Raw genomic sequence first — 14257 nt, forward strand, 5'->3', positions numbered from 1 at the left:
ATGAGCGATCCCACGTTTTCGCAGTCGGAAGTCGGCGAAGAGTCGCGTGACGTCAACGCGGCCAAGGGCTGGCATCCGCCTTCGGCGCCCGCGCCGCGCGACCGCGGCCTGGGACCGTTTCCGCGGCTGATCCTGCGCGGGGCCACGATCATCGACGGCACCGGCGCGCCGCCCTGGGGGCCGGTGGACATCGTGATCGAGAACGATCGCATCACGGCGCTGGTCAACGTGGGCACGCCGCACAAGGCCATCGACCCCAAGCGCCGGCCCGGTCCGGGCGACCACGAGATCGACTGCCACGGCAAGTTCGTCACGCCAGGCTTTGTGGACGCGCACGCGCACATCGGCACGCCGTATCACGCCATGAGCGGCATCGTGCCGCCCGCCGACTACATCTACAAGCTGTGGCTGGCGCACGGCGTCACCACCGTGCGCGAAATGGGCGCGATGGGCGGCCTGGGCTGGACGATGGAGCAGCGCGAGCTGTCCGCCGCGAACCAGATCGCCGCGCCGCGCATGATCGTGCATTCCGTGTTCCCGGCGGTGAACGATCGCGTCAAGACCATCCACACGCCCGAACAGGGCCGCGAATGGGTGCGCAAGCTGGCCGCGCGCGGCGCGGACGGCATCAAGTTCTTTGGCGCCCCGCCCGCCATCATGGAAGCGGCGCTGGACGAGGCGGCCAAGGTGGGCCTGCGCTCGGGCTGCCATCATGCGCAGATGGCAGTGACGCGCGTGAACGCGATGAAGTCCGCGCGCTGGGGGCTGACCAGTTCCGAACACTATTACGGCCTGCCCGAGGCGCTGTTCGAAGACCGCGTCGTGCAGTCGTTTCCGACGGACTACAACTACAGCGACGAGTATTACCGCTTTGCGGTGGCCGGCCAGACCTTCATGCAGGCCGCGCAGCCCGGCTCGGCCAAGTGGCGGCAGGTCATGGACGAGTTCCTGGAACTGGGCCACACCTTTGTGCCCACCTTCAACATCTACGACGCCAACCGCGACCTGATGCGCGCGCGCCGGGCCGACTGGCACGACGAGTACACGTGGAAGGCGGTGTGGCGCTACTTCCAGCCGCAGCGCGGCGGCCACGGCGCCTACTGGTATCGCTGGAGCACCACCAACGAGATCGAGTGGAAGCAGAACTACCGGCTGTGGATGCAGTTCATCAACGAATACAAGAACCTGGGCGGACGCGTCTGCGCAGGCAGCGATTCGGGCTTCATCTACCAGATCTACGGCTTCGGCTTCGTCCGCGAACTTGAGCTGCTGCAGGAAGCGGGCTTTCATCCCATCGAGGTCTTGCGCGCGGCCACGTCGCACAGCGCGGCGCTGCTGGGCATCGATGACGACACCGGCTCCATCGACGTGCAAAAGCGCGCCGACCTGCTGATCCACGACCAGAATCCGCTGACCGACTTCAAGCTGCTGTTTGGCACGGGCGCCATGCGGCTGAACGACGACACCGCCAAGGTCGAATGGCAGCGCTGCCTGCAGACCACCATCAAGTCGGGCGTGGTGTACGACACCGCCGAGCTGCTGGCCGACGTGCGCGCGATGGTCCGCGACAGCTGGGCCGACGATCCGGATGGCGAGCGTCCGCCGACCGGCGGCGCACCGTCGGGATCGCCATGCGACATGGGCGAGGACGCACCCTGATGGCCATCGACCTGTTCCTGTTGTGCGGGTTTCTGGGCAGCGGCAAGACCACGCTGCTGGTGGACTACCTGCGCGATCCGGAATCGCGTGACACCGGCGTGATCGTCAACGAGGCCGGCGAGGTCGGCGTGGACGGGGCCATCGTGGCCAACGACAGCGACAACGTGCCGATGACCTTGATGGCCAACGGCTGCGTGTGCTGCTCGCTGCGTAGCGACCTGGTCTACACGCTGAGCGCGCTGCTGGACGCGCCCCGCCCCGAAGGCGAAGGCCCCTTGCAACGCGTCATCCTGGAATGCAGCGGGCTGTCGCGGCCCGGCCCGATCATCGCGTCGCTCGCGGATCCCGAGCTGGCCAGCCGCGGCCTGCGGCTGACGGTGGTCTGCACCGACGATTGCGCGCGTGATCCCGACGCGCTGGCCGAGATGGACGAGGCCATGGCGCAGTTTGGCGCCGCGCATCGCATCGTGCTGACCAAGACCGATCTGCTGCCGGCCGTGCCCGGCGCGCTGGGCGCTCGTGCCGCGCGTGCCGAGGCGCTGAATCCGCTGGCCGTCGTTGTCGCGGAACCGGATCGCACCCGCGCCGTGCGGGCCGTTTTCGCGCCGTCGCAAGGCACGTCCGACCTGGCGGGGTTGGCGGCGCGGATGCTCTCGGCAGGCGGACAGGGCGCGGCGCATCCGCGCATCCGCGTGATGGCGGCGCGCGCGCAGCCCGGCATCAGCTGGACCGATTTTTCCGAATGGCTGGACAACCTGGCCGGGCTGTGCGGCGACCGCCTGCTGCGCGTCAAAGCCGTGGTGCGCGTCAGCGATTGCGAGGAACCCATCTTGATCCAGTCCGTCGGCTCGACCTTCAGCCTGCCGCAGCGGCTGACGCGGCAGCCGGATGCGCGCGACGCGATCATCGTGATTGCGCGCGACATCGAGGCCGAGGAAATCCGTGCCTCCGCGCCGCATGCGCCGGTCGACATGCTGGTCTGAACACCGTTGAATCCAAGGCTGCGCGGCCAGACTGGCCTGCCGCGCGGTGCACCGTAGCTAGTCGTCAGTTCTTTTCGATACGAGGTTGTCATGCAAGAGAAAAACCTGAATCGCCGTGGCTTCATCAAGACCGCCTCCGGCCTGGCGCTTGCGCCCGCCCTGGGCTGGCTGCCCGGCATGGCCCACGCCGCCGAAAAGGAAATCGTGGTCGGCACCTGGGGCGGCGACTACCAGAACCTGCTGCAGCAGATCATCAATCCCATCGTCGCCAAGCAGGACGTGAAGGTGGTCTACGACACGGGTAACGCCGTGGGCCGCGTCACCAAGCTGCGCGCCGAAAAGAACTCGCGCCGCGGCAGCATGGACGTGGCGCTGCTGGGTGAAGTCGATATGTACGACGCCGAGCGCTCCGGCACGCTGGAGCCCCTGGACGTCAAGAAGCTGCCCAACCTGGCCAACGCGATCGACACGCTGAAGACGCCGTACTCGATTCCGCACATCTTCAGCGCGATGACGCTGGTCTACAACACCGAGAAATTCCCGACGCCGCCCGATTCGCTGCAGGTGCTGCTGGATCCCAAGTGGAAGGGCCAGGTCGGCTTCTCCGACATTCTTTATCTCTACAACTCGGTCTTCGTGGGACTGGGCGCGGACGGCACCACCAAGGACTACGAGGGCGGCAAGCGGTTCCTGGCCAAGCTCAAGCCGAACGCGCCGCGCATCTACCCGTCCAATGAAGCCGTCGCGGCCGCCTTCAAGTCCGGCGAAATCGCGATCGCCGTCATGTGGAAGGCGCGTGCGCTGCAATGGAAGGACAGCGGACTGCCGCTGGGCTTCGTGATTCCGAAGGAAGGATCGGTGCCGGTGTCGTTTGAAGCCGCCGTCGCCAAGAACAGCCGCAACAAGGACGCGGCGTGGGCGTACCTGAACGCCATGCTCGATCCCCAGGGCCAGATCGGCTTTGCGGAAAAGATGGGCTATGCGCCCACCGTCACCAACGCGTCGCTGCCCGAGGCATTGAAGCGCGTGGGCTTCTCGGATGCCGAGGTCAAGCTGCTGCACGCGTACGACCTGAAGGGATTGACCGAGAAGAAGGCGGAGATGCTGGAGTTCTGGAACAAGGAGTTCAAGGCGGGTTGATACGGACGCGGGACGTCGTTTCCCGCGTTTGCGCCAGTGACCGCTTCACCGAAGCGCGATTCCTGCAGGGGAATCGCGCTTTTTCGTTTCCGGACGCCGCTGCATGCGTAGTGAAATGTTATATCATCCGCCTGCTGGTTTGTAATGATATAACATCCGAGAGAGTAAAGATGAACGGTAAGAAGCTGGGGATGGGGAAAGCGCGCGGCAAAGCATCGCGCTTTCGAGCGGTTGGCCGGGCGCCCTTGAAGCCGCTGGTGTGCTCGCTGATGCTGATGGCGCCCGTCGCCCAGGCGCAGACCGAAGGCGAGACCCGCACGCAGACCGTGGCGCCGATCACGGTCTCCGCGAATCCGCTGGGGCTGGACCTGAACAGCACCACGCTGCCGGCCTCGGTGCTGGAAGGCGATGCGTTGATCGAGCAGCGCAACGGCACGCTGGGCGAAACGCTCAAGAACCTGCCGGGCGTCAACAGCGACACGTTCGGCGGCGGCGCCAGCCGTCCGGTGATCCGCGGACAGACCGCGCCGCGCGTGAAGGTGCTGTCCGATGGGTCCGAAGTGATGGATGCCTCGGCCATCTCGCCCGACCATGCGGTGACCGTCGAGCCGCTGCTGGCCGACCGCATCGAAGTGCTGCGCGGCCCGGCCACGCTGCTCTACGGCGGCGGCGCGATCGGCGGCGTGGTGAACGTGATCGACAAGAAGATTCCGACCGAAGTGCCGGAAAAGGGCATCGCGGCCGAAGCGGAACTGCGCGGCGCCACCGGCACCAAGGAACGCGCCGGCGCGGTGGGCATCACGGCGGGCGAAGGCCAGTTCGCGGTGCGCGTCGAAGGCATGAAGCGCCGCACCAGCGACTACGACGTGCCGGACTGGCCCGGCGGCAAGCTGGAAGGCTCGTACAGCGAGTCCACGCAGGGCTCGGTCGGCATGTCGTGGATCACGCCGCGCGGCTACGTGGGCGTGGCGTTCACGCACCTGCAAAGCGAATACGGCCTGCCCGGGCACAACCACGAATACGAAGGCTGCCATCCGCACGGCACGCATCTGCATTGCGGCGGCCATGACCACGACCATGGGGACGAAGGCGAGGAAGGCCACGACCACGACCATGATCACGAACATGGCGGCGTGCCCTACGTGAAGCTGCGCAGCAACCGGATGGACCTGCGCGCCGAATACCAGGATCCGTTCGCAGGCTTCGAGAAGATCCGATTCCGCGGTGGCCTGACGGATTACCAGCACGACGAGATCGAGGGCGGCGAGGTCGGCACGCGTTTCAAGAACAAGGGCTACGACATGCGGGTGGAACTGCAGCACAAGCCCATCGCCGGCTGGCGCGGCGTGATCGGCCTGCAGAACGCATACAGCGATTTCAGCGCCGAAGGCGAAGAGGCATTCCTGCCGCCGAGCAAGACGCGTTCGAACGGCGTGTTCCTGCTCGAGGAATACCAGTTGAACGACTGGCGCTTCGAGCTGGGCGCGCGTCAGGACTGGCAGCGCGTGTCGCCGTCGGGCGGCGCGCCGCGCAGCAGCCTGTCGGGCACGTCGCTGTCGGCCGCCGCGATCTGGGACTTTGCGCCGCAGTATTCCGTGGCGCTGTCGCTGTCGCGCTCGCAGCGCCTGCCCAACGCGCAGGAGCTGTATGCGGACGGCATCCACATCGCCACCAATACGTATGAACTGGGTAATCCGGACCTGACGCGCGAAACGTCGCACAACATCGACCTGACGCTGCGCAAGCATTCGGGCGACACGACGTTCTCGGCAAGCGTGTTCCACAACCGCGTGAAGAACTACATCTACGCCAACACGCTGGATCGCTACGAGGACTTCCGCCTGATCGAATACACGCAGCAGGATGCGGAATTCACGGGCGTGGAAGGCGAACTGCGGCACCAGTTCACGCCGATCTTCTCGGCGGCGGTGTTCGGCGACTACGTGCGCGGCAAGCTCACGGGCGGCGACGGCAATCTGCCGCGCATTCCGGCCGGACGCGCGGGCGTGCGCGGCAACTTCAAGTGGCAGCAGTGGTCGGGCGGCGTTGAATACGCACGCGTATTCGCGCAGAAGGACATTGCGGCCTATGAAGACACCACGCCGGGCTACAACATGGTCAACGCGGTGGTGGCCTATCGCGGCCAGTACGGCGCCACGGGCTACGAGGTTTTCCTGCGCGGCACCAACCTGCTGAACAAGCTGGCTTACAACCACGCCTCGTTCATCTCGACGGTTGCGCCGCTGCCCGGCCGCAGCGTGCTGCTGGGCGTGCGCATGACGTACTGACCCGGTTGGGTGCGGCGGCGGGCTGTGCTATTTTCGGCGGGTGCCGCTGTCCGCGGCGGCATCCCGCGCCAGGAGCCCGCCATGCTGAAGTTCGCCGCCAATCTGTCGATGATGTACACGGAACATGCGTTCCTGGACCGTTATGCGGCGGCCGCCGCCGACGGCTACGCGGGCGTGGAGTGCATGTTTCCCTATGAAGCGCCAGCCGCGTTCGTGCGCGAGCGCATGGACGCCGCCGGGGTGGCGCAGGTGCTGTTCAATGCGCCGCCCGGCATCACCGCGCAGGGCGATCGCGGGCTGGCTGCGCTGCCGGGCCGGCAGGCCGAGTTCCAGGCCGGCATCGAGCAGGCCCTCTGTTATGCCACCGCGTTGTCTTGTTCCAATGTCCATGTGATGGCGGGCGTGGCGCCGCCTGATGCCTCGCGCGAGGCGATGCTGGACTACTATCACGCCAATCTCGACTGGGCCGCCCGCGAGGCGCGCTCTGCCGGCGTCACGCTGCTGATCGAGCCGATCAACACGCGCGACATCCCCGGCTATTTCCTGAACCGCCAGGAGGACGCGCACGCCGTCGTGCAGGCGGTCAATGCGCCCAACCTGAAAGTGCAGATGGACCTGTACCACTGCCAGATCGTCGAAGGCGACGTCACCGCCAAGCTGCGCGAGTACCTGCCCACCGGGCGCGTGGGGCACCTGCAGATTGCCGGCGTGCCGCTGCGCCAGGAGCCGGACCGGGGCGAACTCGATTACGGCTGGGTTTTCGGCGTGCTGCGCGAGTTGCAGTACACCGGCTGGATCGGCTGCGAGTACCGTCCTGCGGGTTCCACGTCAGCCGGTTTGCGCTGGCTGAGCGCCGCGCGCGCCTGATCGGCCACAATCGGCGCATTTGAAGTTCAAAAGGAGTGAGCGTCATGTTCCAGGGCGTGCTGCGCATGCTGTTTTCGGCGGCGCTGGCCGCGGCCATGCCGGCTGCGTCGTGGGCGGCCGATTATCCCGATCGGCCCATCCGGTGGCTGGTGCCGTTCAGCGCGGGAGGGGGCAGCGATCTGGCGACCCGCATCGTGGCCCGGCATGTCGGCCAGACGCTGGGGCAGCCGGTGGTGGTGGAGAACCGCCCGGGCGCCGCCACCATCGTCGCCGCGCAGGAGGCCGCGCGCGCCCAGCCGGACGGCTACACGGTGCTGACCGCGGGCATGAGCACGCTGGCGCTCAACCCGTGGCTGTACGACGATCTGCCCTACGATCCGCAGCAGCAACTGACGCCGGTGTCCACGCTGGTGGCGCTGCCCATCGTGCTGGTCGCGGCGCCTGATTCGAGCCTGCACACGCTGGACGACGTGAAGACCTACCTTAAACGCGAGCCGCCGGGCAGCTATGCGTCGCTGGGCGTGGGCAGTCCGCATCATCTGGCGATGGAACTGTTCATGGAAACCGTCGGCGGCCGCGCGACCGCGGTGCCGTACAAAGGGTCGCCGCCCGCGCTGCAGGACGTCGCCGCGGGCGTGGTGCCGCTGATGATGGCGGACCTGGCCGCCGCCCGGCCGCTGATCCAGGCGGGCAGGCTGCGCGCGATTGCCGTGCCGTCCGCCAAACGGTCTGCGCAACTGCCGGGCGTACCGACGTTTGCGGAGGCCGGCGGGCCAATCTTCGAGGCGGCGGCCTGGCAGGGCGTGGTCGCGCCGGCCGGCACGCCCGCGCCCATCGTGGAAAAGCTCAGTCAGGCGATCCGGCAGGCGCTGACATCGCCGGATGTCGTCAGGCAGTTGACGCTGCAGGGGTTGGAGCCGACCGGCAGCTCGCCCGATGCGTTTCGCGCGTACGCGCGGCAGGAGCACGAACGCTGGGGCGCGGTCATTCAGGGCAAGGGGCTTTCCGCGGAATAAGGGGCCGGGGTGACGCGTTGCCGGGCAAGGCGTAAACGGGACTCGGCGCTGGGTGAGAAGGGTTTGGGTAGCAAAGGGCCGGGTAACAGCCGCCGCAAGGTGTAACGCCGGCGTGCACGGCGGCGGCGCGGGCGTACGATGAAACGATGCGCATCCGGCCCGGACCGCGGGCGAGGAGACTGCCATGTCTTTGATCGTAGCTGCCCGCTTCGAGGGCTTTGAGGCCGCCAAGGCCGCCGCCAGCCGCCTTGCCACCAGCGGCTTTCCCGACTGGGATATCCATACCTTCTACGTCAATCCCGCCGGCGAGCACGGCCGCTTTCCCTATGGCGGCGACCGGCGTTCCGACCCCGACGCGGGGCGCGCCGACATGGGCGCCTATCTGGGCGCGGGCGGCGTGGGGGCCGTGTTTGCGGTGTTCGGCGGATTCGTCGCGGCGGAACTCAGCGACTCCACTGCCGCAATCCTGGCCGCGGCGGGTGTGGGCGCGTACCTCGGGTCGTTGTTCGGCGCGCTTTGGGTGACGGGGCACGGCACCACGCAGCACGGCCACTTCAATCCCGACTCTCATGCCGAGATCCGTCAGGCCGGGGTCATGGTCGCCGTGCGGGTCAGGCCGCAGCGCGAGATCCTGGCATGCCGCATTCTGCGCGATGCTGGTGGCGCCGACGTGGAACACGCCAACGGCCGCTGGCGCAACAACCACTGGGAAGACTTCGACCCGCTATCGCTGCCGCAGCGCGAGCCGGGTTTTGGTTGATGGCGGGGTCAAGGGCGATTGACCGCGGTAGTGTCAGACACCTGATGAGACAGTGTCCGCCCGCGAAGGGTGCCGATCAGTCAGGCGCAGGAATCGGCGCCTTGCGGCTGCGCTGCGCCGTCGCGGCGCAGCCGGCGGAGGCGATGATGATGCCGCAGATTGCCAGCCATTGCGTCTGCGACAGGTGTTCGTTCAGCACGACGACCCCGGCCAGTGCGCCCATCGCGGGTTCCATGCTGAGCAGCACGCCGAACGTCTTTTGCGGCAGCCGCCGCAGCGCCACCATTTCCAGCGAATAGGGCAAAGCGCTGGACAGGATGCCGACGGCCACGCCCGCCAGAATGAGTTTGGGATCCAGCAGCGCCATGCCCGCGTGCGCCGCGCCGACGGGCAGGGCGACCATCGCGGCCGCCAGCAGACCCAGCGATGTCGCCTGGCCGCCATGCACGTTGCCGGCCATCTTGCCGAAGATGATGTACAGCGCCCAGCACACCGCTGCCCCCAGCGCGTACGCGATGCCTTGCGGATCGAGGTCGTGGACGGACTGGCCGGTGGGAATGAGCAGGATCAGGCCGGCCAGCGCGCAGGCGATCCACACAAAGTCGATGGCGCGCCGTGACAGCACCACAGCCAGCGTCAGCGGTCCCGTGAATTCGATGGCGATGGCAATGCCCAGCGGCAGCGTTTTCAGCGCCATGTAGAACAGCAGGTTCATGCACGCCAGCGTCACGCCGTACAGGGCGATCTTCGCGGCGTTGACGCGCGTCAGCGGAAAGCGCCACGGCCGCCAGAAGGCCAAGAGGATGATGGCGCCAATGACGATGCGATACGCGGTGGTGCCTTGTGCGCCCACTTCCGGAAACAGCGATTTCGCGAACGACGTGCCAACGCACAGCGAGGCCATGGCGCCGATCAGCGACAGGGTGGGAAGCAGGGTGGACGTGGCGCTGTTGTGTCCGTTGTTCAAGGTGGCGGCGGTCATGGAAGGCGGGGTTTGTGCAAAAACGCTTGTGTCAGGGATGTGGCGTGGACGGTCAGGGCTGCGGATTCATCGCGGTGGAAACCAGCACGTAGATCGCCAGCCCCAGCATGATCGCGCCCAGAATGCCCTGCTGCGCGCGCAGGAACCACGGATTGCGCGCGACCCAGCCGCGGATGCGCGACGCGCCGTACGCAAAGCAGCTGCCATAGGGCAGGCTGAGCGCTTTCATCGTGATGCCCAGCACCAGCATCTGGATCCAGACCGGCCCATTGTCCGGCGAGGTGAACTGCGGCAGGAAGGCGATCATGAAGAGCAGCACCTTCGGATTGAGCAGGTTGGTGATGAAGCCCTGCCAGAAGGCGTCGCGCGCGTCGCCCGGCCGGGCCGCCAGCGATACCTCGGCGGCGTTCGCGCACCGGATCATCGCCTTGATGCCCAGGTACCCCAGATACAGGCCGCCCGCCGCCTTGATGCCGACGAAAAGCGTGGGAAAGGTCCGCAGCACGGAAGCCAGGCCCAGCACCACGGCCGGAACCTGGATGAATCCAGCGGCCACGTTGCCCAGCACGCTATGGAAGGCGGGCCGAAACCCTTGCGTCATGCCGCGCGACAGCGTGAGGGCCATGTCGGGGCCGGGCGTGAGCTTCAAGGCCGCGTCGGCGGCCAGGAACAGCAGGAAAAGCTGGAGTGAGGGCATTGCAGGGTGCAGCGTGGAATTCCCGGCGGCGCGGGCGGAGGGCTCCCAGTGTAAGCAAGCGGCTTGAATAATTCCTGCGTCCGGCGGGCGCGAAATGAAGTTTCCCGTCGAATTCTCGACGGTTTGAGTCGTAGCCACGATTAGAATCGGCCGATACCCGCATCCCGCCCGATGTTTCACCTAAAAAGCGTTCCGAGCGCCCCATGGAACTAGACGATTTCGACCTGCAGATCCTGCAAAGCCTGCAGGAAGACAACCAACGAACCAGCCAGGAGGTCGCGCAACGCGTGAACCTGTCGCCGGTGTCCTGCCTGCGCCGCATGAAGCGGCTGCGCGACGCCAAGGTGGTGACGGCGGACGTGTCCGTCGTGGACCCCGCCGCCGTGGGACGCGGGATCACGATGGTGGTGCTGGTGTCGCTGGAAAGCGAGCGCGCCGACAAGCTCGACCAGTTCAAGCGCGCCATGCAGACCGCGCCCGAGATCATGCAATGCCTGTCGGTGACGGGCGAGGTCGATTTCGTGCTGACGCTCACCATGCGGGATATGGCGGAATATGAGGTGTTCGCGCAGCGCCATTTCTGGGGCAATCCCAACGTGAAGCGGTTTTCGACGCTGGTGGTGATGAGCCGGGTGAAGAATGGGCTGACGGTGCCGGTGATGGCTGGGGAGTGAGCCGGCGCGCCGGGCGGCATGGGCGCTCATGCGTGCGCGCAACCGGCCGCTCAAGCCCCTGACGGCTGGCCGCCGTCCCGGCTGCCGGTTCGCGCGGGGCCAGGCTTGTGCGGGTCGGCCGGCCAGGCCGCTTGGATCGCACGGCCAGCTTCTTCCGAAACACTGCGCAAATGCAGGTCCCGCTGCGGAAAGGGGATCTGGATGCCCGCGTCCCGCAGCGCGTCGTACATCCGCGCCAGCATGTCGCTGCGGATCTCGATCCACCGGTCGAAGTCGTAGGTCCACGCGCGCAAGCTGAAATCCAGCGTGCTGGCGCCAAAGCCCATGAAGAGCACCATGGGCGCAGGCTCCGTGACCACGCCCGGCGTCTGCCGTGCGACGTCGTCCAGCAGCGCGAGCACCTGCCGCGGGTCGGTGCCGTAGGCCAGGCCGATGCTGATCTCGATCCTGCGGCTGCGGTCCAGCATCGTCCAGTTGGTCAGCTTGTCGGACAGCAGCGTGCCGTTCGGGACGATCACGTCGGCGCCGTCGAACGTCTTGATACGGGTGGCGCGCATGCCGATATCCCTTACCTGGCCCGACGTGCCGCCGATCTCCACGACATCGCCGGGCTGGATCGGCCGTTCGAACATCAGGATCAGGCCCGACACGAAGTTGTTCACCACGCCCTGCAGGCCAAAGCCGATGCCCACGCCCAGGGCGCCGAACACGATGGTGAGCTGGCTGGTCTGGAAACCCGCGGCCGACAGGGCGATGCCCAAACCCAGCAGCAGCACCAGGTAGTAAGACAGCGAGGCGATGCTGTTGCCGACGCCGCGCGGCAGCGACATGCGGGTCAGGACCTCGTCGTGCAGGATGAGGCGCACCGCGCGCGCGGCCCAGAAGGCAATCACGACCGAGATCGCGAAGACGAGGATGTTGCCCAGGCTGATCGAGACCTCGCCGACTTCCAGCGTGTACGACAGCACCTGCGTCACGAAGGCATATGTGGCGCGCAGGACGCGGAACCGGTCCATGGTGTAGACCGCCCAGCCCACGATCGCGGCGGCACTGACAAGGCGGATCAGCAGCAGCACCAGCGGCGGCGCGTGTTCGCGCGCCAGCCGGAAGCGCGAAATGCCCTGACGGGCCAGCAGAAGCTGCAGCAGCGTGATGATGACGGTCACGCCCGCATACAGCACCAGCCCGAAGTAGCCGCTGCCGATGATGCCGCTGGTCAGCATCTCGGACAACGACACATTGCCGATGAGGTTCGCGCCCAGCGACACGCACAGCAGGGCTGCCGCGCACCAGGCGACGGCGCGCAAGGCGCGCACCAGCCGCTCGGAACCGGGCGGATAGGTCTGGCGCCGTCCGCGCGCCAGCAGCCACAGAATGGCCGTCAGGGCCGCCACCGCCGCCGCTACGGTCGACACACGATAGAAGAGGGTATTGGCCAGGAACAGGAAGCCCAGCCGCTCGGCCAGGAAGAGCGCGGTGATGACGCGCGGCCAATGATCCAGATGCCGTCGGCTGGCGGGTGGAAGCAGGCGCAGCACCGGCACCGCCGCCAGCACCAGGGCGATCTGCTGCACCATCAACGGCGCGTCCGGCTCCAGGGCCAGCACGCCCATCATCGACAACAGGACCCACGTGGAGATGGGCCGCCCGAGCACACCGGCAGCGGTTTCGCTCATGACGCCGGTGCGGATGGCGTTGCGGCTTTTTCTGGCCAGCCAGATCAGCAGCGGCAGCAGCAGCAGTTGCAACGTGTGCAGCGCGCGCTGATTGCTGGCGCCGGCGGCGCCGTAGTCGCGCGCGAAGCGGACCTCGATGTCCAGACCTTGGCGCAAAAGGGTCATGGTGTCCTGGTCGGATCTTCCGGACCAGTCCAATGCCCAGAGCGGCGGCGAATCCACGCGCAGGAGCCGCGCATCGACATAGCTGATCGCCTCCATCACCTGACGCTGGCCCGCCTTGATCTGTTCCTCGATCGCGTTGGCCCGCTGTTCCAGTTCGACCTGGCGCGACAGCGGCACGGACAGCGCCTGGCTGGCCGCCAGCAACTGCGCGATCACCACGTCGACGCGGTCGGCCAATGCCGCCGGCAGCCCCGCCGCGCCCGGCGCGTCCTTGATCGCCTGCCAGGCCGTGCGCCGGCGCAGCAGCTCGGCCGCGTCGCTGGCGTACCAGGCCGTTGCCTGCCGCATGTCGGCCCGCCAGCGCGCCAGCCGCCGCACGTCAAAGAGCCAGTGCCGCTCCAGGCTTTCCAGCCGCATGATGGGAAAGTTGCGCAGCTGGGCCGGCTGGAATTCGTAGAGCTTTTCGTCCGCGGACTTGGCGATGGCATCGAGCGGCGGCATCAGCGCGCTCAACGGATCCGCCGTCGCCGCGCGCTGCAACACGCCCTCGGCGTATCGCAAATCCGTGTCCGCCCGCAGCGGAATCTCGGCCATCTGGATCGCGGCGGGCGGCGCGGCAGGCGCCGGCGTTTCCGCTGCAAGCGCCACACGCGCCCATCCCAGCACCAGGCCAAACAGCCAGAATAGGATTCGTGCGCGTGCGCGCATGTTGCGACTCCGTGATGGGGGACGGATTTGCGGTTGCTTGGGATCGACTGCGAAACGGCGGCATGTCACGATATCGCGAAATGCGGCGGGCCAGAAGGGCAATATGGATGTCGCCATTCGCAATTCGCGAATGGCGAATGGCGCATGTGCTTCGAGCGCTGCCGGCGCGGGGAGTTGTCGCAAGCGTGTCTGGCGATTGGCGCGCCAGAAAGCAAAAGCCCCGCCGCAGTAAACACCGGGCGGGGCTGAATGCTTGAATCTTTTGGTGGCCTGGGGCGGAATCGAACCACCGACACAAGGATTTTCAATCCTCTGCTCTACCGACTGAGCTACCAGGCCAACGAAGCCCGCCACTATACACAAAATGTCGGGACACGTGGCTGCGTGTAGCGCCGCCACTAACAAAATACGGGCGGCGTGTAGCGCCACCACTAAAAAATACGGGCGGCGCAGCGACGCCACCAACAAAAAACCCAGCGCAAGGCTGGGCTTTTTGTGGGAGCCGAAGCTCCCGGAAATTCTTTTGGTGGCCTGGGGCGGAATCGAACCACCGACACAAGGATTTTCAATCCTCTGCTCTACCGACTGAGCTACCAGGCCAACGAAGTCCGCAACTATACACAATTTTTTGGCGTTGTGCCA

General features: G+C 66.8%; 11 protein-coding genes and 2 tRNA genes. 8 read left to right on the forward strand and 5 right to left on the reverse strand.

Translation table 11 applies throughout. The annotated features are described in order from the left end of the window. From KW836_RS05620 to KW836_RS05650, 7 genes are all read left to right on the forward strand, one after another. Positions 1-1659 carry an amidohydrolase family protein gene (locus KW836_RS05620; protein WP_218342648.1) on the forward strand — a complete coding sequence of 553 codons (1659 nt, stop codon included), beginning with the start codon at positions 1-3 and terminating at the stop codon, positions 1657-1659. After that, on the forward strand, positions 1659-2642 hold the full coding sequence (locus KW836_RS05625; RefSeq protein WP_218342649.1) for a GTP-binding protein: 984 nt from the start codon (positions 1659-1661) through the stop codon (positions 2640-2642). The genes KW836_RS05620 and KW836_RS05625 overlap by 1 nt, the downstream gene beginning before the upstream one ends. A 90-nt stretch (positions 2643-2732) precedes the next feature. Further along, positions 2733-3782, forward strand: coding sequence for an ABC transporter substrate-binding protein (locus tag KW836_RS05630; RefSeq protein ID WP_175122131.1), 1050 nt, complete (start codon positions 2733-2735; stop codon positions 3780-3782). 191 nt (positions 3783-3973) lie between these two features. Next, on the forward strand, positions 3974-6070 hold the full coding sequence (locus tag KW836_RS05635) for a TonB-dependent receptor domain-containing protein (protein ID WP_370633007.1): 2097 nt from the start codon (positions 3974-3976) through the stop codon (positions 6068-6070). A gap of 81 nt (positions 6071-6151) precedes the next feature. Beyond that, the gene (gene otnI / locus KW836_RS05640) at positions 6152-6937 is read left to right on the forward strand and encodes a 2-oxo-tetronate isomerase (protein ID WP_218342650.1); all 786 of its coding nucleotides are present in this window, start codon (positions 6152-6154) and stop codon (positions 6935-6937) included. Between the two features lie 44 nt (positions 6938-6981). Then, positions 6982-7953: a tripartite tricarboxylate transporter substrate binding protein gene (locus tag KW836_RS05645; protein ID WP_218342651.1), complete on the forward strand. Its 972-nt coding sequence runs from the start codon at positions 6982-6984 to the stop codon at positions 7951-7953. 184 nt (positions 7954-8137) lie between these two features. Further along, the gene (locus tag KW836_RS05650) at positions 8138-8713 is read left to right on the forward strand and encodes a hypothetical protein (protein WP_175122134.1); all 576 of its coding nucleotides are present in this window, start codon (positions 8138-8140) and stop codon (positions 8711-8713) included. Between the two features lie 76 nt (positions 8714-8789). Here KW836_RS05650 and KW836_RS05655 read toward each other — a convergent pair whose 3' ends face one another. Further along, complete coding sequence (locus tag KW836_RS05655) at positions 8790-9695, reverse strand: EamA family transporter (RefSeq protein WP_218342652.1); 906 nt, start codon at positions 9693-9695, stop codon at positions 8790-8792. Positions 9696-9747: 52 nt separating this feature from the next. After that, positions 9748-10392, reverse strand: a complete 645-nt coding sequence (locus tag KW836_RS05660; RefSeq protein ID WP_175122136.1) for a LysE family translocator — start codon at positions 10390-10392, stop codon at positions 9748-9750. A gap of 203 nt (positions 10393-10595) precedes the next feature. Here KW836_RS05660 and KW836_RS05665 point away from each other — a divergent pair, with 203 nt between their 5' ends. Beyond that, positions 10596-11066, forward strand: a complete 471-nt coding sequence (locus KW836_RS05665; protein ID WP_218342653.1) for an Lrp/AsnC family transcriptional regulator — start codon at positions 10596-10598, stop codon at positions 11064-11066. A gap of 50 nt (positions 11067-11116) precedes the next feature. Here KW836_RS05665 and KW836_RS05670 read toward each other — a convergent pair whose 3' ends face one another. The 3 genes from KW836_RS05670 to KW836_RS05680 all read right to left on the reverse strand — a co-directional run bounded on the left by KW836_RS05670 (position 11117) and on the right by KW836_RS05680 (position 14215). After that, a complete protein-coding gene (locus KW836_RS05670) occupies positions 11117-13615 on the reverse strand; it encodes a mechanosensitive ion channel family protein (RefSeq protein ID WP_218342654.1) in 2499 nt (832 codons plus the stop codon). A gap of 263 nt (positions 13616-13878) precedes the next feature. Further along, positions 13879-13954, reverse strand: a tRNA-Phe gene (locus KW836_RS05675). Between the two features lie 185 nt (positions 13955-14139). Further along, positions 14140-14215: transfer RNA gene (locus tag KW836_RS05680), tRNA-Phe, on the reverse strand. Positions 14216-14257 lie beyond the last annotated feature (42 nt).

It is taken from the genome of Achromobacter sp. ACM05 (genome assembly GCF_019218915.1).
GTDB classification, from domain to species: domain Bacteria; phylum Pseudomonadota; class Gammaproteobacteria; order Burkholderiales; family Burkholderiaceae_B; genus Achromobacter; species Achromobacter animicus.

What these genes read in the sequence shown, in the direction of transcription:
- KW836_RS05670 (WP_218342654.1), bottom strand. Translation starts at nt 13,615, where the DNA reads ATGCGCGCACGCGCACGAATCCTATTCTGGCTGTTTGGCCTGGTGCTG.
- KW836_RS05625 (WP_218342649.1), top strand. Translation starts at nt 1,659, where the DNA reads ATGGCCATCGACCTGTTCCTGTTGTGCGGGTTTCTGGGCAGCGGCAAG.
- KW836_RS05655 (WP_218342652.1), bottom strand. Translation starts at nt 9,695, where the DNA reads ATGACCGCCGCCACCTTGAACAACGGACACAACAGCGCCACGTCCACC.
- KW836_RS05645 (WP_218342651.1), top strand. Translation starts at nt 6,982, where the DNA reads ATGTTCCAGGGCGTGCTGCGCATGCTGTTTTCGGCGGCGCTGGCCGCG.
- KW836_RS05665 (WP_218342653.1), top strand. Translation starts at nt 10,596, where the DNA reads ATGGAACTAGACGATTTCGACCTGCAGATCCTGCAAAGCCTGCAGGAA.
- KW836_RS05635 (WP_370633007.1), top strand. Translation starts at nt 3,974, where the DNA reads ATGGGGAAAGCGCGCGGCAAAGCATCGCGCTTTCGAGCGGTTGGCCGG.
- KW836_RS05630 (WP_175122131.1), top strand. Translation starts at nt 2,733, where the DNA reads ATGCAAGAGAAAAACCTGAATCGCCGTGGCTTCATCAAGACCGCCTCC.
- KW836_RS05650 (WP_175122134.1), top strand. Translation starts at nt 8,138, where the DNA reads ATGTCTTTGATCGTAGCTGCCCGCTTCGAGGGCTTTGAGGCCGCCAAG.
- otnI (WP_218342650.1), top strand. Translation starts at nt 6,152, where the DNA reads ATGCTGAAGTTCGCCGCCAATCTGTCGATGATGTACACGGAACATGCG.
- KW836_RS05660 (WP_175122136.1), bottom strand. Translation starts at nt 10,392, where the DNA reads ATGCCCTCACTCCAGCTTTTCCTGCTGTTCCTGGCCGCCGACGCGGCC.
- KW836_RS05620 (WP_218342648.1), top strand. Translation starts at nt 1, where the DNA reads ATGAGCGATCCCACGTTTTCGCAGTCGGAAGTCGGCGAAGAGTCGCGT.